Annotated in this window: 17 protein-coding genes and 1 tRNA gene; 8 read left to right on the top strand and 10 right to left on the bottom strand. The window is 64.9% G+C overall.

The annotated features are described in order from the left end of the window. The first annotated feature begins 4 nt into the window (after positions 1-4). Positions 5-3,445, top strand: a complete 3,441-nt coding sequence (gene smc, locus ACZ5TB_RS11320; protein WP_464792541.1) for a chromosome segregation protein SMC — start codon at positions 5-7, stop codon at positions 3,443-3,445. 15 nt (positions 3,446-3,460) lie between these two features. On the opposite strand, the gene ACZ5TB_RS11325 is transcribed toward smc, so the two are convergent. Together ACZ5TB_RS11325 and ubiA are read right to left on the bottom strand one after the other, a co-directional pair. After that, the gene (locus ACZ5TB_RS11325; protein ID WP_464791305.1) at positions 3,461-4,909 is read right to left on the bottom strand and encodes a phospholipase D-like domain-containing protein; all 1,449 of its coding nucleotides are present in this window, start codon (positions 4,907-4,909) and stop codon (positions 3,461-3,463) included. After that, complete coding sequence (ubiA, locus tag ACZ5TB_RS11330; RefSeq protein ID WP_464791306.1) at positions 4,906-5,808, bottom strand: 4-hydroxybenzoate octaprenyltransferase; 903 nt, start codon at positions 5,806-5,808, stop codon at positions 4,906-4,908. Before ubiA ends, ACZ5TB_RS11325 begins: the two co-directional genes overlap by 4 nt. A 110-nt stretch (positions 5,809-5,918) precedes the next feature. Between ubiA and ACZ5TB_RS11335 the strand changes: the two genes are divergently transcribed. Next, on the top strand, positions 5,919-6,665 hold the full coding sequence (locus ACZ5TB_RS11335; protein WP_464791307.1) for a 16S rRNA (uracil(1498)-N(3))-methyltransferase: 747 nt from the start codon (positions 5,919-5,921) through the stop codon (positions 6,663-6,665). A 112-nt stretch (positions 6,666-6,777) separates the two neighbouring features. Next, positions 6,778-8,151: a glutamate--cysteine ligase gene (locus tag ACZ5TB_RS11340; protein WP_464791308.1), complete on the top strand. Its 1,374-nt coding sequence runs from the start codon at positions 6,778-6,780 to the stop codon at positions 8,149-8,151. Position 8,152: 1 nt separating this feature from the next. Here the strand turns inward: ACZ5TB_RS11340 and ACZ5TB_RS11345 are convergent, their stop codons facing one another. The 3 genes from ACZ5TB_RS11345 to ACZ5TB_RS11355 are packed head-to-tail and all read right to left on the bottom strand — an operon-like array spanning position 8,153 to position 10,755. Beyond that, a complete protein-coding gene (locus ACZ5TB_RS11345; protein WP_464791309.1) occupies positions 8,153-9,454 on the bottom strand; it encodes a methyltransferase family protein in 1,302 nt (433 codons plus the stop codon). A gap of 44 nt (positions 9,455-9,498) precedes the next feature. Next, positions 9,499-10,137 (bottom strand): DUF1345 domain-containing protein, encoded by a 639-nt coding sequence (locus tag ACZ5TB_RS11350; protein WP_464791310.1) that lies wholly within the window; start codon positions 10,135-10,137, stop codon positions 9,499-9,501. A 42-nt stretch (positions 10,138-10,179) separates the two neighbouring features. Further along, positions 10,180-10,755, bottom strand: a complete 576-nt coding sequence (locus ACZ5TB_RS11355) for a peptidase S14 (protein ID WP_464791311.1) — start codon at positions 10,753-10,755, stop codon at positions 10,180-10,182. A 135-nt stretch (positions 10,756-10,890) separates the two neighbouring features. On the opposite strand from ACZ5TB_RS11355, the gene ruvA reads away from it, so the two are divergent. The 3 genes from ruvA (at position 10,891) to ACZ5TB_RS11370 (ending at position 14,390) form a co-directional block, all read left to right on the top strand. After that, on the top strand, positions 10,891-11,499 hold the full coding sequence (gene ruvA / locus ACZ5TB_RS11360; protein WP_464778572.1) for a Holliday junction branch migration protein RuvA: 609 nt from the start codon (positions 10,891-10,893) through the stop codon (positions 11,497-11,499). Further along, complete coding sequence (gene ruvB / locus ACZ5TB_RS11365) at positions 11,496-12,515, top strand: Holliday junction branch migration DNA helicase RuvB (RefSeq protein ID WP_464791312.1); 1,020 nt, start codon at positions 11,496-11,498, stop codon at positions 12,513-12,515. The genes ruvA and ruvB overlap by 4 nt, the downstream gene beginning before the upstream one ends. A 132-nt stretch (positions 12,516-12,647) precedes the next feature. Beyond that, positions 12,648-14,390, top strand: coding sequence for an AMP-dependent synthetase/ligase (locus ACZ5TB_RS11370; RefSeq protein WP_464792542.1), 1,743 nt, complete (start codon positions 12,648-12,650; stop codon positions 14,388-14,390). Between the two features lie 3 nt (positions 14,391-14,393). On the opposite strand, the gene ACZ5TB_RS11375 is transcribed toward ACZ5TB_RS11370, so the two are convergent. Genes ACZ5TB_RS11375 through ACZ5TB_RS11385 form a run of 3 tightly spaced genes read right to left on the bottom strand, consistent with a single transcriptional unit; the run spans position 14,394 to position 16,014 of the window. Then, positions 14,394-14,795 carry a hypothetical protein gene (locus ACZ5TB_RS11375; RefSeq protein WP_464791313.1) on the bottom strand — a complete coding sequence of 134 codons (402 nt, stop codon included), beginning with the start codon at positions 14,793-14,795 and terminating at the stop codon, positions 14,394-14,396. A 57-nt stretch (positions 14,796-14,852) separates the two neighbouring features. Then, complete coding sequence (gene gloB, locus ACZ5TB_RS11380; RefSeq protein ID WP_464791314.1) at positions 14,853-15,575, bottom strand: hydroxyacylglutathione hydrolase; 723 nt, start codon at positions 15,573-15,575, stop codon at positions 14,853-14,855. 4 nt (positions 15,576-15,579) lie between these two features. Next, complete coding sequence (locus ACZ5TB_RS11385) at positions 15,580-16,014, bottom strand: VOC family protein (RefSeq protein ID WP_464791315.1); 435 nt, start codon at positions 16,012-16,014, stop codon at positions 15,580-15,582. Positions 16,015-16,117: 103 nt separating this feature from the next. On the opposite strand from ACZ5TB_RS11385, the gene ACZ5TB_RS11390 reads away from it, so the two are divergent. Further along, complete coding sequence (locus ACZ5TB_RS11390) at positions 16,118-16,822, top strand: SIMPL domain-containing protein (protein ID WP_464791316.1); 705 nt, start codon at positions 16,118-16,120, stop codon at positions 16,820-16,822. 6 nt (positions 16,823-16,828) lie between these two features. On the opposite strand, the gene ACZ5TB_RS11395 is transcribed toward ACZ5TB_RS11390, so the two are convergent. Beyond that, positions 16,829-17,659 carry a tetratricopeptide repeat protein gene (locus ACZ5TB_RS11395; RefSeq protein WP_464791317.1) on the bottom strand — a complete coding sequence of 277 codons (831 nt, stop codon included), beginning with the start codon at positions 17,657-17,659 and terminating at the stop codon, positions 16,829-16,831. Beyond that, positions 17,659-18,414, bottom strand: coding sequence for an alpha/beta fold hydrolase (locus ACZ5TB_RS11400; protein WP_464792543.1), 756 nt, complete (start codon positions 18,412-18,414; stop codon positions 17,659-17,661). The genes ACZ5TB_RS11395 and ACZ5TB_RS11400 overlap by 1 nt, the downstream gene beginning before the upstream one ends. Positions 18,415-18,556: 142 nt before the next feature. Between ACZ5TB_RS11400 and ACZ5TB_RS11405 the strand changes: the two genes are divergently transcribed. Further along, positions 18,557-18,643 (top strand) — tRNA-Leu (locus ACZ5TB_RS11405). Positions 18,644-18,683 lie beyond the last annotated feature (40 nt).

Genomic DNA, 18,683 nt, shown 5'->3' on the forward strand with positions numbered 1-18,683 from the left:
GGCCATGCAGATAAAGCGCCTCAAGCTTTCCGGTTTCAAAAGCTTCGTCGATCCGACGGAGCTGCGCATCGAACCCGGCCTGACCGGGATTGTCGGGCCAAATGGCTGCGGCAAGTCCAACCTGCTGGAAGCGATCCGCTGGGTGATGGGCGAATCCAGCGCCAAGTCGATGCGCGGCGGCGGCATGGAAGATGTGATCTTCGCGGGCACATCCACCCGGCCGCAACGGGACTTTGCCGAAGTGTCGCTGCAAACGGTGCAGGAACAGGGTGAGCTGTTCAACGCGGTCGAAGTGGGCGCGGACGGCGAACTGGAAGTTACTCGCCGCATCGAGCGCGGGGCGGGCAGCGCCTACAGGGCCAATGGCCGCGACGTGCGGGCGAAGGATGTCGCGCTGGTCTTCGCCGACGCCGCGACGGGGCCGCACAGCCCGGCACTGGTGAGCCAGGGGCGGATCGCCGCGGTCATCGCCGCGCGGCCGCAGGAACGGCGCGCGATGCTGGAGGAAGCGGCAGGCATTTCCGGGCTGCATGTCCGGCGCAAGGATGCCGAGCAGAAGCTGCGCGCAGCCGAGGCCAATCTGGTGCGGCTGGACGAGATACTGACCGACATGGAAGCGCGGGCCAGCAGCCTGCGGCGGCAGGCCAAGGCGGCCGAGCGCTATATCAAGCTGTCCGAGCAGATCAGGGTCGCCGAAGGACGCGTGATCTTCGCCCGTTGGCGCGAAGCTGCGGCGAGCGCGGATGCCGCGCGGAAGGAGGCGGTGGAGGCCGAAAGCGCCGTCACCGCCGCGCAGGAGGCTCAGGCGGCGGCGGCGGTTCATGCCAATGCGGCAGTGGATGCGCTCGCCCGGCGGCGGGTGGCGTCACAGGCGGCGCGAGACGAGGCGAACGAGGCGGGGCATCGGCTCGCGGCGCTCAGGACTGAGCGCGATGGGGTGGTGCGGCGGCTGCATGATCTGGCGCAGCAGGCCGAGCGGCTGGAAGAGGACCGGGCGCGCGAGGGGACGCTGGCCAACGATGCGGCCGAGGCGATTGCCCGGCTTACGGCCGAGATTTCCGTATTGAAGAGACGGATCGCCGACACCGAGACGATGCGGCCCGATTTCGCCGGGCGGATCGCGCGGGCGGAGGATGCTGCGCGCGATGCCGAGTTGGACCTCGCCAAGGCGATGGCGCGACAGGCGGGCGAGCAGGCCGAACTGCGCGTAGCCGAGGCGGCGTTGGCGGCGGCGCGCAGCCGTCTGGAGCGGGCGGAGCGCGAGGCGGCGCGCCTGGAGGCGGAAACGGGCGCCCTGCCCGATGCGGCGCCGCTAGAGGCGAAGCGAAGCGAGGCGCTGGCGGCACAGGCAACGGCTGGATCGGATCGCGATGCGGCCGAGGCGGCGATCGGGCAAGCTGAAACGGCGCGGCAGGCGGCGGCCGAGGCGCGCGCGGCGGCCGAAGCGGCGCTATCATCCGCACGGGCGGGACTGGCGGCGCTGGATAGCGAGGCGGCGGCGCTCAAGCGAGCGATCGAGAGCGGAAGCGGGCGCGAACGGGCGCTGGATCAGTTGAAGGCCGCACCGGGCTTTGAGCGGGCGCTGGCCGCCGCGCTGGGCGATGACCTGGAGGCGCCGGTCGGCGCGCAGGGCACGCGGCGTTGGACTGGGGCGGCGGCGCTGGAGAGCGATCCGGCCCTGCCCGCTGGATGCGCTTCCCTGGCAGATCATGTGCGCGCGCCTGCGGAACTGGCGCGGCGGTTGGCGCAGGTCGCGGTCGCCGAGACGGATGATGGACAGGCGCTGGCGGTGGGACAGCGGCTGGTGACCAAGGATGGTCAGCTGCGGCGCTGGGACGGCTATGTCGCGGCCGAGGGCGGCGCGGCGGCGGCCGAGCGGCTGATCCGGCTCAATCGGCTGGAGGCGATTGCTGCGGCGCGACCGGCGGCGGATGCTGAGGTCGAGGCGGCACGCGCGGCGCAGGATAGCGCTGCTGGTGAAGAACGGGCGGCGGCCGAGGCGCTGGGGGCTGCGCGGACGCAGCTTGGCGCGGCCGACCAGGGGTTGCGCGCGGCGCTTCGTGCTGCCGATGAAGCGGCTACGGCGCTGGAACGGCTGTCCGGGCGGCGGGAAGCAGTCGAGGAGCGACTGGCCGAAGCGCGCGCTGATCTGGGCGCAGCCCGGGCCGAATATGACAAGATGGACGCTGCGCGCGCGGCGGTGCCGGACGGGGCCGGGACGCGGACGCTGGTGGCATCGCTTTCGCAAGCGAGCGAGAAGGCGCGCATGACTGTCAGCCAGTTGCAGGCGGATCAGGCCCTGGCCGACCGGGCTTTGGCGAGCGATCGTGAACGCATGGCTGCGGCTGACGCGGAAGCCAAGGGCTGGCGCGCACGGGCAGGCGAGGCGGCGAAGCGGATCGCCGCCATGGTAGAGCGCGGCGAGGCGATTGCATCCGAGCGCGATGGGCTGGCACAGCAGCCCGACAGGCTGGCGACGGCGATCGCCGCCTTGTCTGAGCAGGGCGCGGGGCTGGCGGACGCGGCGGAAGCGGCGCGGCGGGCGGAGAGCGAGGCCGAAGCGGCGCTGCGGGTTGCCGAGGAACGGGCCGCGCAGACGGGTGAAGCGCTGGCTCAGGCGCGCGAACGGCGGGCGACTGCTGCCGCGCGAGCGGAGGCAGCGGAAGAGAAGCGGGTGGAAACCAACCGTCTTTCGGGCGAACGCTTTGAATGTCCGCCGCCGGTGCTGCCCGAGAAGCTGGGCTTTGCCAGTGCCGACATCCGGATCGCGCAGACCGAACAAGGTGAACATGACCGCCTTTCCGCCGAACGCGAGCGGATCGGGCCGGTCAATCTGGTGGCTGCACAGGAATTGGAGGAGCTGGAGGCAACGCAGGCGGCGAGCCGGGCCGAGAGCGAGGAACTTGCCCAGGCGATCAACCGGCTGCGCGGGTCAATCGGCAGTCTCAATCGCGAAGGTCGGCAGCGGCTGCTGGCGGCGTTCGAGGCGGTCGATGGGCATTTCCGGCGGCTGTTCACGACGCTGTTCAATGGCGGACAGGCGCATCTGGAACTCATCGACAGCGACGATCCGCTGGAGGCGGGGCTGGAAATCATGGCGCAGCCACCTGGCAAGAAGCTCGCTGCGCTGACGCTGTTATCTGGCGGAGAGCAGGCGCTGACGGCCGTCGCTCTGATCTTCGGCCTGTTCCTGACCAATCCGGCGCCGATCTGCGTGTTGGATGAGGTCGATGCACCATTGGACGATGCCAACGTCGAGCGTTTCTGCGACCTGCTCGATGTCATGGTCGGGCAGACCGACACGCGCTACCTGATCGTCAGCCATAACGCGGTGACCATGGCGCGCATGCACCGGCTGTTCGGCGTGACGATGGTGGAGCGCGGAGTGAGCCGCCTCGTTTCCGTCAATCTGGGCGGCGCGGAAGCGCTGCTAGCGGCGGAATAGAAAAGCGGCGAGGCTTCAGCGCGGCTTGCGCATGCGACGGAACAGGCTGCGGTCGGTGACCGGTTCGAACATCTCTTCAGGCCCTTCCGGATCGAGCACCTCATTTTCGGCCAGCCAGGCCTGCACATCGTTGAGGTTGGGCGTCACATAAGGGCGCAGGGTTCGGCCAAGCTTGTCACGCAGTTCCTCGATCCCGGCAATCAGCCCGCGCTCTGCAATGACGGCGGATACCCGTTCGACGGGCAGATCCAGATGTTCGGCGATCAGGTCATCACGAATGCCGAGCACGGTCGCTTCATGCCCGGCATTGGCGGGAAGGGTCCCGTCGATCGTGACATCACATTCGGTATCGAGCCGCATCGAGCGGTTGTTCATATTGGACGAGCCCACGCGCAAGGTCCGGTCATCGACGATCAAGATCTTGGCATGGACGTAGATCGGCTCACCACGCACCGTGAAAGGATGGTAGATGCGCAGCTTGCCATAGGCGTCACGGGCGCGCAGGGCTTCGACCAAGCGAGCGCGGGCAGTGTCCATGGCCTGCTGTTCCAACCAGCCATCGGCTTGTTCCGGATTGATGATGACGATTTCCGGCCCATCGGGATCACCCAGCCGCGCGGCGATCGCCTCGGCGATGCGGCGGGATGCGAAGTACTGGCTTTCGGCGTAGATGGATCGCTTCGCAGACGCGATCTGGTTCAGATAGAGCTTCTCAATTTCCTGAAGTGGCTGCTGATCTTCCATTTCCGGCGCGGAACGGGAAATGGCGATATCGACATTTTCGAACTGCACCGGCAGTGCGTCGGGCCAGCAATCATGTTCGCCGAAGATCGGTTCCAGATCGCCGCCGCCGGTCCCCTTCCAACGGGCGCGGGCATGATCCCCCAACACCATCGCGACATCGCCCTGCAAGGCGGTGGTCGCATCATGCCAAGGCCCATAGGCGGAACCGTCCGGGTGGTGACGGCCGGGGTCCTCGTCGCGATGATGGCGTGTGTCCCACCGGTCGCTGGTCATGTCGATGCCGCCGCAAAAGGCAAAACAATCATCGATCACGACGATCTTCTGATGGTGCGAAGCCCCAGGGGGATGATGGCTGTCCAGCTTCACCTGTATGCGCTTGTGCGCCATCCATTTGACGGTGGTAAAGAGGTTGGCGGGCTGCACCATCGACTTCATCGCGCCAACGTCCCAGCGCAACAGGAAGATTTCCAGCTCCGGCTTCTCCGCGACGAGCCAGCTAATGAACTCACCGATGATGACGGGCGCTTCATCCTTGGCTTCGTCCTCGCGGATCAGGCTGATCGCGGCGTCGAAATCCCAACCGATGAGCATGATCCGGCGTTTCGCCTTCAGCATGGCGGCGCGGGCGTGGCGGAAATAGGCTTCCGCATCAATAATCACGCTGGCCTTGGCGGCGCGGGCGATGCGCCAGCAATCCTCACCCTCTTGCGGCATGTTCATGCACTCCCCACGACGAGGCAGCCAAGGAACATCAGGAACCCCGCGAAACGGTTGGAGCGGAACTTGGTGAGGGGATCGGCTCCATCCTCCTTGAGCGTTCCTACCTGCCAGAAAAGATGAACCGCCATCGGCAGCAAGGCAGCGAGAACAAGCCATTGCGGCCGCACCTGCCAAAGGGCCGCCGCCCAAAGGGAAAGCGCGAGCAGGTAGCAGAGCATTACGCCGCCGCGCACATAGCGGCCCATCGACAAGGCGCTCGACCCGATACCGATCAACGCATCATCCTCCCGGTCCTGCAACGCATAGATGGTGTCATAACCCACGACCCAGCAGATGGTGCCTGCGTAAAGCAACAGCCCGGGCAAGGTAAGCGCCCCTGCGACCTCGCTCCAGCCGACCAGCGCTGCCCAGGAAAAAACAAGGCCAAGCCAAAGCTGCGGCCAGCCGGTGATCCGCTTCATGAAGGGATAGGCAGCGACCAACGCGAGACTGCCGAGCGAGACGAGCTGTGCATAAGGGCGCAGTTGCAGCAGGACCAGCAGCCCGACGAGACAGAGAAGGATGAGCCACGCCCATGCTGTCTTCAGTCCAACCGCGCCACTGGCGAGCGGGCGGGCTGCGGTGCGAGCGACTTTCCGATCGAGATCGCGATCGACGATGTCGTTGAACACGCAGCCCGCGCCGCGCATGGCGATGCTGCCGAGCAACAGCCAGAGGATCAGCGGCCAGCGCTCCCCTGCCCCGCCCGCCAGAACCACGGCCCAGGCCCCCGGCCAGAAGAGCAGCCACCAGCCGATCGGACGATCGAGCCGAGCCAGTAGCGCGAGCGCGCGGGGCGTCGCGGGCAGGCGGGCGAGCAGGCCGCGGGCCTCGCTGTCTGGGACTATGGTGTCACTCAACGTCACGCTCGCTTGTCGAAGGGCCGTTCTTCCTCTTTAGAGAAGTAAAGGGCTTCAACAAGCCTGTCCTGAGCCTGTCGAAGGGCTCAGCCCGAACGGAGCATTGGAATATGACCGCAACCCCTGCATGGCCGCCGCAGAGCGCGCCGCGCCTGCATGTCGAGACGCAGTTAGGCGACGGCGTGGCCGTGCCGGTCGATGGCAACCCGGCCCATTATCTGATCAGCGTCATGCGGGTGAAGCCGGACGACATCGTCCTGCTGTTCGACGGCAGGTCCGGCGAATGGGCCGCGCGGGTGCGGGACATACGCAAGCGCGATCTGGTGCTGGAATGCGTCAGCCAGACCAAGGCACCGGAGGAGGTGCCCGATCTCTGGCTATGCTGCGCGCCGATCAAGAAAGGCCGCATCGACCTGATCGCGGAAAAAGCGTGCGAACTGGGCGTTGCGAAGCTGCAACCGGTACTGACGCGGCGCGCGGTGGTGGACAAGCTCAACCTCGACCGGCTTCATGCGCATCTGGTCGAGGCGGCCGAACAATGCGGCCGCACCGCGCTGCCTGACCTCAGCGGCATGGTGAAGCTGGACGCGTTGCTGCGCGACTGGCCGGAGGATCGCTGGCTGTTTTTTGCCGATGAAAGCGGCGGCGAGCCGCTGCACGAGACGCTGCGCGCGCATCAGGGGCCAGCGGCGTTCCTGATCGGGCCGGAGGGCGGCTTCGACCCGGCAGAGCGGGAGGCGATCCGTGCCGTGGCAAAGGCCGTGCCCGTGTCCCTTGGCCCTCGCATCCTGCGCGCGGAGACGGCGGCGATCGCCGCGACGTCGGCGTGGATGACGCTGAACGGCGACTGGCGATAGGATTGCTGTTCCAGTTGCAATCCGAAATGGGATTGCAGCCCCGGTGGACGCAACCTATTTGTCCCCCGCGCGCTGTCAATTGACGCGCAAGGGGGACAGGCTAAGGCGGGGCATGAGCACGAGAACCGACTCAGGGGGCATCGATCCCGTCATCGAAAGCCGCGACCAGCTGATCGTGGCCTTTTCCAAGGGCGCAAAGCCCAAGGATCGCTGGCGTATCGGCACCGAGCATGAGAAGTTCGTCTATTCCAGGGCGGATCATCATGCGCCGTCCTACAGCGAGCAGGGCGGCATCCACACGCTGCTGATCGGCCTGACGCGCTATGGCTGGAGCCCGGTGTTCGAGGGTGACAACATCATCGCCCTGTCCGGCGCCGATGGAACGGTGAGCCTGGAACCGGCGGGTCAGCTGGAACTGTCCGGTGCGCCGCTGGAAAATCTTCACCAGACCTGCGCGGAGACGCAGCGGCATCTGGAACAGGTCAAATATGTTGGCGACATGCTGGGCCTGGGGTTCCTGAGCCTGGGCATGTGGCCCGACAAGACACGCGACGAACTGCCCGTGATGCCCAAGGGGCGCTATGACATCATGCTGCGGCACATGCCCCGCGTGGGGACGATGGGCCTCGACATGATGCTGCGGACCTGCACCATCCAGACGAACCTCGACTATGGCAGCGAGGCGGACATGGTGCAGAAGTTCCGCGTTGGCCTCGCCCTGCAACCTCTCGCAACCGCGCTGTTCGCCAATTCGCCCTTCACCGAAGGCAAGCCCAACGGCTTCCTGTCCTATCGCAGCCATATCTGGTCGGACACCGACCCGCACCGCACGGGCATGCTGCCCTTTGTGTTCGAGGACGGCTTTGGCTATGAGCGATACGCCGACTATGCGCTCGATGTGCCGATGTACTTCGTCTATCGCGACGGTCGCTATATCGATGCGGCGGGGCTGAGTTTCCGCGACTTCTTGGACGGCAAGCTTTCCATTCTGCCCGGTGAGAAGCCGACCGAGAAGGATTGGGAGGATCATCTGTCCACCGCCTTCCCGGAAGTGCGGTTGAAGAGCTTCCTTGAAATGCGCGGGGCCGATGGCGGACGAGCGGATCGCATCACCGCCCTGCCCGCTTTCTGGGTTGGCCTGCTCTATGATCAGGACGCGCTCGATGCGGCCTGGGATCTGGTAAAGGACTGGACCATGGAGGACCGGCAGACGCTACGCGATGCGGCACCGAAGCTGGCGCTGGATGCTCCGTTACCGGGCGGGCGCAAGCTGCGCGACATCGCGGCGCAGGTGCTGGACATCAGCCGTAGCGGGCTCAGAGCGCGGGCACGGTTGAACGATATCGGCGACAATGAAACCGCCTATCTGGCACCGCTGGACGAGATCGTGGCGGCTGGGCGGACGCATGCCGAAGAACTGCTCGACCGTTATCATGGCGAATGGGCGGGCGACCTTTCCCGCGTCTATGATGAGGAAAGCTTCTGAACTATTCCGCTGGCGTCAGGGCTGTTTGACCCTTGCGTCGGCTACCCATGGCCCAGGCGAAGAAGCGGGGAACGAGCGCATTGCGCTCCATCCATTCGCTATAGGCGCGATAGGCGGGATCCGTGGAAAGATGCGCTTCTTCCGTCCGGGCGCGCCAATAATAGACGGCGTTGGTCGCCGCCAGCATCGCGCAGTTGCGCACCATGTCAGTGAGGCTTCCCGATACCGTGAGGAAGGGCAGCGCCGAAAACCACCAGAAGAGATTCTTCGACAAATAAGCCGGATGGCGGGTCCAGCGATAAGGCCCATGGGTCAGGATGCCGCGATGGGTGAGGTTGGAAAAGCGGATGCCGAACACCACCGTCGCCCAGGCATAGATGGCGGTGAGCAGGACGAGCCAACCGCCTAAAATCCATTGCAAGGTCGTATGCCCCTGCGTCCAGACGTCCCATTCCGCGCCGCCTGCATGATAGTCGAGCGGTCCCCCTGACCCCATCAGCACGAAGGGCGGGTAGCAGATCAGCGCCGCCACCCAACCGGTCAGCAACGGATTAGCCGATCGTATGTGGGAATCGAGCGGTTTCATCGTCAGCAGATAGCCAACCGTTGCCATGCAGACGTCGATCATGAACATGACCGCGATCAGGAAGGCGGCAAGGTTCACCGGATTGGCGAAGGCATGATCCAACCGCCAGTCCACCACGCTGGCGAAATTGCCCGGCACGATGGAGAGCATGAAGGCTAGGAAAAAGCCTTTGACCGCCCATGCGCGGGCATGATTGGCGACCTGCGCCATGTCCGGCGCGCCCGCTGCTCCGCCGATGACCCATTGCCCGAAGGCATGGGTGGCGTCGCAGGGTTCGACCAATCGCCGGTCCAGCCAGACGACATAGGGAACGGAGAACAGCACAAGCCAAGGGGCCGCGTCCATGAACAGGTTCATGGAATAATGATAATTCCCGCTCCAGTACCAGCGGGCCAAACAGTAGAAGATCGCGATCGCCAGCCATGTCGCCCAGAGGCCAGCGATCTTGACGAGACTGACGTCGAGGACGGCACGCAACGGTCGAGGGGGCGCTTGCCAGTCGATACCGGTCGATGGGTTGCGATGAACCTTGTCGACCAGCAGCGACCACAAGATCATCGGCAGCCCGCAGGCGATCACCGCCGCGAAGCCCGCATTGGGGCCGTTCATCCCATAATGCCGCGCCACCACCGCCCAAAGCGCGAGACCGGCCAGTCCTGCGAAGCCTACGCCATGGCTGACGGCAGAGGGCGGACAAGGATCGGTAGCGGAAGACATGCCCGGCTTATGCCGGGAAATGGTAAGCAAGCCGTGAAGCTACCTCAGACGCCGCCCAGCACATTGATGGTAAAGGCCAGGATGCCAAGGTTGAACAGGAATGCCGCGAGGCAATGCGCGGTCACCACCTGACGCATGGATGTGCCGGTCACCCTGACATCGGACGTCTGGAAGGTCATGCCGAGGGTAAAGGCAAAATAGAGAAAATCGCTGTAACCGGGCTCCTTCGTACCGGGGAAGTCGAGGCCCTGCTGATCCTTCCCATGCCGATCGGCCAGATAGAAGAGATGCGCATAATGCATCGCATAGACGAGGTTGGAAAAGAGCCAGGCAAGCGCCAGCGTCACAAGCAACAGCGCGATGGCGGCTGCATTGGGGCCGCCATGCTGGCTGACGGCTGCACCCACCGCGACCAGCACCACCAGCGACACGATGCCGGTCAGGAGCAGCATCAGGCGGCGATTGGCATCATTTTCCTGGGCGGTGCGACGCATGCGGTCGGGGTCGGCTCGCAGAAGCGGTGCGGCCACAGCGATGAAGGCAAGAGAGGCACAATCGAACCCGGCCATCACCGCCTGATGCCAGGGCATCAACCAGCCGAATGGCAAGGTGGTCGCCAGCAACGCCAGGAACATGCCGTAGCGCCAGGGAAAAACCAGGGAGCGGGCGGAAGAAGGCTTCATCCGCCCAGAAAGCCGCAAAAGGACGATGCTGGCAAGCGGCCGTCAGAGCACCGCCGCCACCAGACCCAGCGTCGCGGCGTCATTCGCTTCGAGATACCAGTTTTCCGGTGCCCGCTTCAGCACTTCGTCGAGCGAGATGCTGGAGCCCAGGATCAGGTTGGAAAAGCCTTCATTCTGGATGGCGATCGATGCCTCGATCTCGTTCAGGGCGGCCCTTAGCGGTGCGATGCAGGTGGACAGCGGGCCTTGAAGGTGGATGTCCTTGGTGATCAGCCGTTCATGGATCATCACCCGCGTGCCACGCGTGAGGTAGCGGTTTTCCTTGGCGAAAAAGCCCATGAAGGTCGCGCCCGCCGAATAGACGGCGGTCTTTCCCAGAAACACCAGCCGCCGCGCGGCGCTGAGTTCCGAATGGAAACGGATATCCTCCCCCATCATCCGCGCGATTTCCGGGTCGCCGCCAAGCGTAGAAATTTCTGTCACCACCAGCCCGTCGGAGGGCGCCGCCGCCAGCGCCTCCTTGAAGTACAGATACATGGACTGGTCGACGGGACCGGACAGGCGGATGGCGGGACAGGCGAAGTCCTGGGGTGAGAGCAAGGGCGCTTGCATCGACATCAATGGGTTCCTGATAGACTAGGGATGGGCTGCACTACGTCCGGCGCGGGAATTGGTGCCACGGCAGGCGCGCTTTTGACTGGCGCTATCCTTGGGAGCCTGTAAAGAACAGATCATGACCAAAGGGTGCGGGGCATGATCGCGAAACTCAAAGGGCGGCTGGACAGCACGGGCACTGACCATGCGATCATCGATGTGGGGGGCGTGGGCTATCTCGTTGGCGCATCGTCGCGCACCTTGTCGGCGCTGGGGCCGGTAGGCGAAGCGGTGACGGTGCATACCGAAATGCTGGTGTCGGAGGATTCGATCCGGCTGGTCGGCTTTGCACGCGGCGAGGAACGCGACTGGTTCCGCCTGCTGATCGGCGTGCAGGGCGTGGGATCGCGCGTGGCGCTCGCGATATTGTCGGCGCTCGAACCGGCCGAACTGCATCGCGCGGTGGCGACCGGGGACAAGGCGATGGTGGCGCGCGCCAATGGCGTGGGGCCGAAGCTGGCGCTGCGGATCGTCAACGAATTGAAGGACAAGATCGGCGCGGCGCCGGGCGCTGGCGGCGTGCTGGGCGCGGGCATCGCGCCCGTCATGGCCGGAGGATTGGGAGCGGATGCGATTTCCGCCCTGCAGAATCTCGGCTTCAAGCCTGCCGAGGCGAGCAGCGCCGTCGCTGCTGCGGAGGAAGAGTTGGGCGATAGCGCGACCCTGGATGCGCTGGTGCGGCTGGCGCTGCGGAAGGCGGCCAAGTGAGCGAGGAACGGTTGATAGCCTCCACGCGCCGGGCGGAGGATGTGGATGCTGCCCTGCGGCCCAAATCCCTGACCGAGTTTATCGGGCAAGAGGCAGCGCGCGGCAATTTGCGGGTTTTTATCGAGGCGGCGAAACAGCGTGGCGACGCGCTGGACCATGTGCTGTTCTTTGGCCCGCCGGGCCTCGGCAAGACGACGCTGGCGCAGATCGTGGCGAAGGAGATGGGCGTCGGCTTCCGCGCGACGTCGGGACCGGTGATCGCGAAGTCCGGGGATCTGGCGGCGCTGCTCACCAATCTGGATGAGGGCGACGTCCTGTTCGTGGATGAGATCCACAGGCTCAACCCGGCGGTCGAAGAAGTACTTTATCCGGCGATGGAGGACCGCGCGCTCGACCTGATGATCGGCGAGGGTCCGTCGGCCCGGTCGGTGCGGATTGATCTGCCGCGCTTTACGCTGGTGGGCGCGACGACACGGCAGGGGTTGCTGACGACGCCGCTGCGCGACCGCTTCGGCATTCCGGTGCGGCTGCAATTCTACACGGTCGAGGAACTGGAACTGGTGGTGCGGCGCGCGGCGCGGTTGCTCGACCTAGGCATCACTTCGGACGGGGCGATCGAGATTGCCCGGCGGTCACGCGGAACGCCCCGCATCGCCGGACGGCTGCTGCGGCGGGTGCGCGATTTCGCCAATGTCGCGGGGGTCAAAGCAGTGGACGCCAAGGCGGCGGATGCGGCGCTGAGCCGACTGGAGGTCGATCAGCTGGGTCTCGACCTGATGGACCGGCGCTACCTGATGATGATCGCCGACATCTATCGCGGCGGGCCGGTGGGCGTGGAGACGCTGGCGGCAGGCTTGTCGGAGCCGCGCGACACGATCGAAGAGGTGATCGAACCCTATCTTATCCAGCTTGGCCTGATCGCTCGCACCGCGCGGGGCCGCTGCCTGAACGGGCCGGGCTGGAAGCATCTGGGGCTCAATCCGCCCGCCGGGTTGCAGGACGGGCTGTTCGACTGAAAAATGCGTGACCGCTACGGCAAGGCGCGGCTATAGCGTCGGCAAGGAGCGGATGCGCGCATCAGACGCGCTCTAGAATCAAGGAGTTGCGCTGCTTTGCGGGCGATCGAACAGTATCCCAATCTGGTGACCATGTTCTTCGCGCGGGCGAAGGAAATGGGCGACCTTCCCTTCCTGTGGCGCAAGACGGTCGGCGGCTGGCAATCGCTCAGTTGGACCGAGGTGGCGTTGCAGGTCGCGGGCCTAGCCGCCGCGCTCAAGGCGCAAGGGCTGAAGCCCGGCGACCCGGTCATGCTGGTGAGTGAGAACCGCCCCGAATTCTGCATCGCCGACCTTGCCATCATGGCGGCGGGATGCGTGACGGTGCCGACCTACACCACCAACACCACCCGCGATCATCAGCATATCCTGACGGACAGCGGCGCCCGTGCGGTGATCGTATCGACGGCTAAGCTCGCACAGACGCTGATGCCCGCCGTGTTGCGATCGCAGGCGAGTTTCATCATCGGCATGGAACCGCTACGGGGCGCGCAGGGCGATCTGTCCTGCCATCTGTGGGCCGACATGGTCGCGTCCCGCATCGCCGATCCCGACGCCTGCGCCGCTGAACAGACCGCCGGGCGGGATGACCTGGCCTGCATCATCTACACCAGCGGCACGGGTGGTGCGCCGCGCGGCGTCATGCAGCATCACGGCGCGATCCTGTGCAATATCGAAGGCGCGGGCAGGCTGGTGGCGGAGGATTTCGGCTGGGGGGATGAGGTGTTCCTGTCCTTCCTGCCGCTCAGCCACGCTTATGAGCATAGCGGCGGGCAATTCCTGCCGATCATGCTGGGTGGGCAAATCTATTATGCCGAAGGGCTGGAAAAGCTCGCCAGCAACATAGAGGAAGCGCGCCCGACGATCATGGTCGTCGTGCCTCGCCTGTTCGAGGTGCTGCGCGCCCGGATCATCAAGTCGATCGAGAAGCAGGGCAAGTTCCCCACCTGGCTGCTGACGCAAGCTTTGCGGATCGCCGCGAAGGAGCAGAACGGCAACATATCGATCGCCGACCTGCCGATGAAGCTGCTGCTGAACCGGACGCTGAAGCCCAAGATCGCCAAGCGCTTTGGCGGGCGGATGAAGGCGCTGGTGTCGGGTGGCGCGCCGCTCAATCCGGATGTCGGCCTGTTCTTCGACGCCATGGGGCTGACGCTGCTGCAGGGCTATGGCCAGACGGAGGCGGGGCCGGTGGTCAGCTGCAACCGACCGAGCGCGGGCATCGCCATGGACACGGTCGGCCCGCCGCTTGATGGGGTGGAGGTCAAGATCGCCGAGGATGGCGAGATATTGGTACGCGGCGAATTGGTGATGCAGGGCTATTGGCGCAATGCCGCCGAAACCGAAAAGGCGCTGAAAGAGGGCTGGCTGCATACCGGAGACATTGGCGAGATCGACGCCAAGGGGCGTATTCGCATCACCGACCGCAAGAAGGACCTGATCGTCAATGATAAGGGCGACAATGTGTCGCCGCAGAAGGTCGAGGGCATGTTGACGCTACAGCCAGAGATCGGTCAGGCCATGGTCTATGGCGACCGGCGACCACATCTGGTCGGGCTGCTGGTACCCGATGCCGAGTGGACGCGTGAATGGGCGGGGGCGCACGGCCTTGACGCGAACGACACCGCATCCAACGCCGCCTATCAGGCAGCATTAAGGGCGGCGGTCGATCGGGTGAACGAGGAATTGTCCGTCACCGAACGGGTCCGGCGCATCATCCTGGCGGACGAACCCTTCACCATCGAAAATGGCGAGATGACGCCATCGATGAAAATCCGCCGCCACGTCATCAAGGCGCGCTATCAGGAACGGCTGGACGCACTCTACAAGGGCTGACGGTCAACGGCCGGGGGTGCGATAGGGCGTGAACGACCCAAGCGCGCAACCGCCGGTGATCGACCCGATGGCGAGATCAGCGCTCCGCGCGATGTCGCCCCGGCAATATTGCGAACCCGTCGGCTTGATGATGAGTGTGTCGCCCCGGCCCAGCCCAGTGCAACCGCCGATCAGGTCGTTGCGATAGATCAGTCGGCCGCTCACCCGGTACAACAACACGCTTTCGCTGATAGCGGTCAGGCTGGCGCCGGGATAGCGGGTCACGCAGTTGACTGGCTCGCCCACGATTTTGCCGTCCAGTGCTGTCTCAAGCCGGGCCGCTTGTTTCTCCGTAAGGCGCGGCGGCTCGCTGCCGCCTGCGCACGCTGCCAGCATCAGTGGCGCCAGACATATCAATGCACGCATGGCAATCCTCCTGCATATCTCTCCATAAATGGAGACGGCGGCGTAACGCCCGAACCGTCAGGCGGTATCCTTGGCCTTGCGGCGGCGAGCCAGCTCATCCGCATCGCTCGCGCGCATAAAGATATTGGTCGCGCGCTCCAGCCCTATAGTCGTGGGCACGGTGGCTTCGCCGCGTGCGCGGGCCGCATCGACCTGCGCCATGCGGTCGGCGAGCGCTTCATTGTCCGGCTCGATCGTCAGGCCAAAACGGCCATTGCCCTGCGTATATTCGTGGGCGCAATAGACCATCGTGTCGTCCGGCAGCGCCGCGAGGCGGGCCATGTTGGCGAACATCTGATCCGCCGTCCCTTCGAACAGCCGCCCGCAGCCCATGGCGAACAACGTATCGCCCACGAAAATGATGTGATCGTCAGCCAGATGATAGGCGATATGACCCGCCGTATGGGCGGGCACCTCCATCACGGTGGCGACATGCTCGCCGATGCGCACCTTGTCCCCTTCCCCCACTTGGCGGTCGAGCGAGCCAATCTTGGCTGCCTCTGCGGTCGGCCCGGTGATCAGACAGCCAGTCGCCGCCTTTATCGCCGCATTGCCGCCCACATGATCGCCATGCCAATGCGTGTTCCAGATCTGGGTGATGGTCCAGCCCCGCTCGGCCGCCGCCGTCAGCACGGGGTCCCCCACCGCCGGATCGACCACCACGGTCTCGCCACTGGCATCATCGTGCAACAGCCAGACATAATTATCGGACAGCACCGGGATTCGGACCACGCTCAACATGACCTTACCAGACGCCCGTGTTGGGCATGGAGACCCAGGGTTCAGCCGGATCGAGATAGCCGTCCTGCAACAATTCTATCGAGATATTGTCGGGCGTGCGGACAAAGGCCATATGCCCGTCGCGCGGGGGGCGGTTGATGGTGATGCCTGCATCCATCAGCCGCTGGCACACCGCGTAGATATTATCGACGCGATAGGCGAGATGGCCGAAATTCCGGCCCTCGCCATAGCTTTCCGTCGGCTTGCCATCTTCTGACGGCCAGTTGTAGGTCAACTCCACCTGAGCATCCTCATCCCCCGGCGCGGCGAGAAAGACGAGCGTGTAGCGCCCATTTTCATTGTCGAAGCGTTTCTGCTCCTCAAGCCCCAACAGCTTGAAAAAGGCGACCGTGCGGTCAACGTCAGTTACGCGGATCATCGTATGCAGATATTTGGTCAAGCGGTCGCTCCGTTCGTCGCCAGCAAGCAACGGTTCATCTCGGCAATGGCAGGAATGATCCCAAGATAGGGCGGCGCAGGCACCGATGGAAGAGGAGACGCGAATGGCAATCGAGTATCGCGAAAAAGTGCTGCTGGGCTGTGCTGGGTTGCTCGCGCTTGGGTTGGTCAGTGGCGGCTATCTGTTGGGTGACGGGCTGAAGCGCGCAAAGGCAGCGGATCGGTCAGTCACAGTGAGGGGCCTGGCGGAGCGCAATGTCACGGCCGACCTTGCGACATGGTCGATCAGCTATGCCGCAACCGGCTTCGACCTGCCCGCCGTGCGAGCCGAGATCGACAATAATACGCGAGAGCTGAAGGCCTATTTCGCAAGCCTCGGCTTCAAGCCGGAGGCGCTGACCCCCACGGGCGCAGGCGTGAACCAATATATCAACAATGGCGTCAACACGATCACCATCACGCAGCGCATGTTGTTGCGCACGACCGACATCGCACGTGCGCAGCGCGCGGTCGCGCAGCAGTTCGATCTGGTCCGCCGGGGCGTCACGTTGCAGGAAGGTTCCGGCATGCGCTACAGCTTCACAAAGCTCAACGACGTCAAGCCGCCGATGGTGGCTGCCGCGACCCGGGATGCACGCGCGGCGGCCGAACAGTTCGCGCGTGACAGCGGCGCGAGCGTCGGCGGGATTAAGAGCGCCACCCAAGGCTATTTTTCTATCGATCCGCGCGATGGCGAGGCGGACGGATCGAGCGACACGCCCTATAAGAAGGTCCGCGTGGTCACGACGGTCGACTTCTACCTTAAATAGGCGGGTTCAGGCGGGCGGCAGCCGGGTCAGGTTATCGGCGGCCGCCTTGCCCGCGGGCGATTGCGGCGCGAGCTTGACTGCTCTTTGCCAAGCCGCGCGGGCGATGTCGGCATGGTCGGTCAGGACAGCGATATTGCCCTCTTCCAAAGCCACCGATGCGTCATCGGGAGAGAGCTGCACCGCCCGCGCGATATGCGCCTGCGCCAGCTTCAACTCCCCCGCGCGGCGGGCGAGCGTGGCCGAGAGCAGCCACGCCAGCGGGTCCTGCGGCACTTGGGCAAGCGCCACATCGAGCGAATCGCGTGCTTCCTTGACTTCGGCCAGCGCGACGAGGGCGCGGGCGCGATCCAGATGCGTTTCCCCCTTTTCCACGCCGTCGGGCAGGCCGCGCGCCAGTGCCGCATCGAAACTGGTGCGCGCCTTGGCGGGATCGCCCGCCGCCAGCGCGGCATTACCGGCCTGCGCCCATAAGCGCGCGCTCTGCGCCATTTCACCGCCGCGCTCGGCCTCATCAGCGGCCTGTTCGAAAGACACGATCGCAGGCGCCCACCGCTCCGCACGGGCATAGGCGAAACCCATGCAATGGCGGGCGTAGAAGCTGCCCCCTTCCAAGCGCCATTTCTGCGCGAATGCGACGCCCTGCTCGGGCGACTGAATCGCCTCGTCGAGACATGCCTGGAAGGGCTTGGCATATTTTTCCGGAACGGGAATGCGGCCGTCAGCAGCGGGGCTTGGTACGGGCGCCTGCTCCTCCTTCTTGGGCCGGTTCATCACGGCCTCTATTTCCGGATCATAGGCTTGCGGCGTCAAAAGCAGAAGCGGGAGAAAAAAGCTCATCAAAGATTGTCCAAAAGACTGCCGAGAGTGTGGATCAGCAATGCAATGTCGCCATCGCGCGACAGGCGGTGGTCGCCATCCTTAATCAGCAGCGTCTGCACGTCATATGAATGCAGGCGCTGGGCCAGCCGCAGCGCGGTCTGCCACGGAACGTCGCGGTCCTCCTGCCCTTGAAGCAGCCGGACGGGGCAATCAATGGCGACAGGACCGTTCAACAGGCGTAGCGCTTGGCCCGACTGCCAGAAGGCAAGCGTCGTCACCAGCGGTTGATCGCCATAGGGCGTGGGTTCGGTCAGGCGCCCCTGGGTGGCCAGCAAGGCCTTGTCCGCGTCGCTAAAGCCCCATTCGGTGAAATCCGGCGCGGCCGCGATGCCGACCAGCCCGACAACGCGGTCAGGGCGAGCCAGCGCGATCAGCAGGGCAATCCAGCCGCCCATGGACGACCCCACCAACAGCAGCGGTCCTTCCGTCAGGGCATCGATCAGCAACAGCGCATCGTCGCGCCAGCTGGCGAGCGTGCCATCCTCAAAACGGCCTTCGCTGGCGCCGTTACCGCCATAGTCCAGCCGCAGCATCGCCCGTCCCGTCTCCGCCGCCCAGGCATCGATCGCCACCGCCTTGCCGCCCTCCATGTCGGACATGTAGCCCGGCAGAAAGACGATCGTCGGCCCGGCACCCGCACGATGCCGGTATGCGAGCCGGACCCCATCGGGACGGGCGAACAGCGCCAGCGGCGCGGCTTGGAAGGGGGCTATCGGCTGTCTCCACTGGCGATCAATGCGTCCTGCCTGATGCAATAGACGCTGACGCGCAGAAAACCAGAAAGGAAGAAAAATAATGCCCGCCACGGAATTGACAGTGCGCAGACCAACGGCTAATCGCGCCGTCCTACCCCGTGCCCAGATGGCGGAATTGGTAGACGCACCAGCTTCAGGTGCTGGCGATCGCAAGGTCGTGGAGGTTCGAGTCCTCTTCTGGGCACCATTTTTGGACGCTAAAGGCGCCAAGCGAGCGACTGATTTTA

Source organism: Sphingobium sp. TomTYG74 (genome assembly GCF_055393875.1).

What these genes read in the sequence shown, in the direction of transcription:
- ACZ5TB_RS11370 (WP_464792542.1), top strand. Translation starts at nt 12,648, where the DNA reads ATGTTCTTCGCGCGGGCGAAGGAAATGGGCGACCTTCCCTTCCTGTGG.
- ruvA (WP_464778572.1), top strand. Translation starts at nt 10,891, where the DNA reads ATGATCGCGAAACTCAAAGGGCGGCTGGACAGCACGGGCACTGACCAT.
- smc (WP_464792541.1), top strand. Translation starts at nt 5, where the DNA reads ATGCAGATAAAGCGCCTCAAGCTTTCCGGTTTCAAAAGCTTCGTCGAT.
- ACZ5TB_RS11345 (WP_464791309.1), bottom strand. Translation starts at nt 9,454, where the DNA reads ATGTCTTCCGCTACCGATCCTTGTCCGCCCTCTGCCGTCAGCCATGGC.
- ACZ5TB_RS11375 (WP_464791313.1), bottom strand. Translation starts at nt 14,795, where the DNA reads ATGCGTGCATTGATATGTCTGGCGCCACTGATGCTGGCAGCGTGCGCA.
- ACZ5TB_RS11350 (WP_464791310.1), bottom strand. Translation starts at nt 10,137, where the DNA reads ATGAAGCCTTCTTCCGCCCGCTCCCTGGTTTTTCCCTGGCGCTACGGC.
- ACZ5TB_RS11335 (WP_464791307.1), top strand. Translation starts at nt 5,919, where the DNA reads ATGACCGCAACCCCTGCATGGCCGCCGCAGAGCGCGCCGCGCCTGCAT.
- ACZ5TB_RS11390 (WP_464791316.1), top strand. Translation starts at nt 16,118, where the DNA reads ATGGCAATCGAGTATCGCGAAAAAGTGCTGCTGGGCTGTGCTGGGTTG.
- ACZ5TB_RS11355 (WP_464791311.1), bottom strand. Translation starts at nt 10,755, where the DNA reads ATGTCGATGCAAGCGCCCTTGCTCTCACCCCAGGACTTCGCCTGTCCC.
- gloB (WP_464791314.1), bottom strand. Translation starts at nt 15,575, where the DNA reads ATGTTGAGCGTGGTCCGAATCCCGGTGCTGTCCGATAATTATGTCTGG.
- ACZ5TB_RS11340 (WP_464791308.1), top strand. Translation starts at nt 6,778, where the DNA reads ATGAGCACGAGAACCGACTCAGGGGGCATCGATCCCGTCATCGAAAGC.
- ACZ5TB_RS11395 (WP_464791317.1), bottom strand. Translation starts at nt 17,659, where the DNA reads ATGAGCTTTTTTCTCCCGCTTCTGCTTTTGACGCCGCAAGCCTATGAT.
- ACZ5TB_RS11325 (WP_464791305.1), bottom strand. Translation starts at nt 4,909, where the DNA reads ATGAACATGCCGCAAGAGGGTGAGGATTGCTGGCGCATCGCCCGCGCC.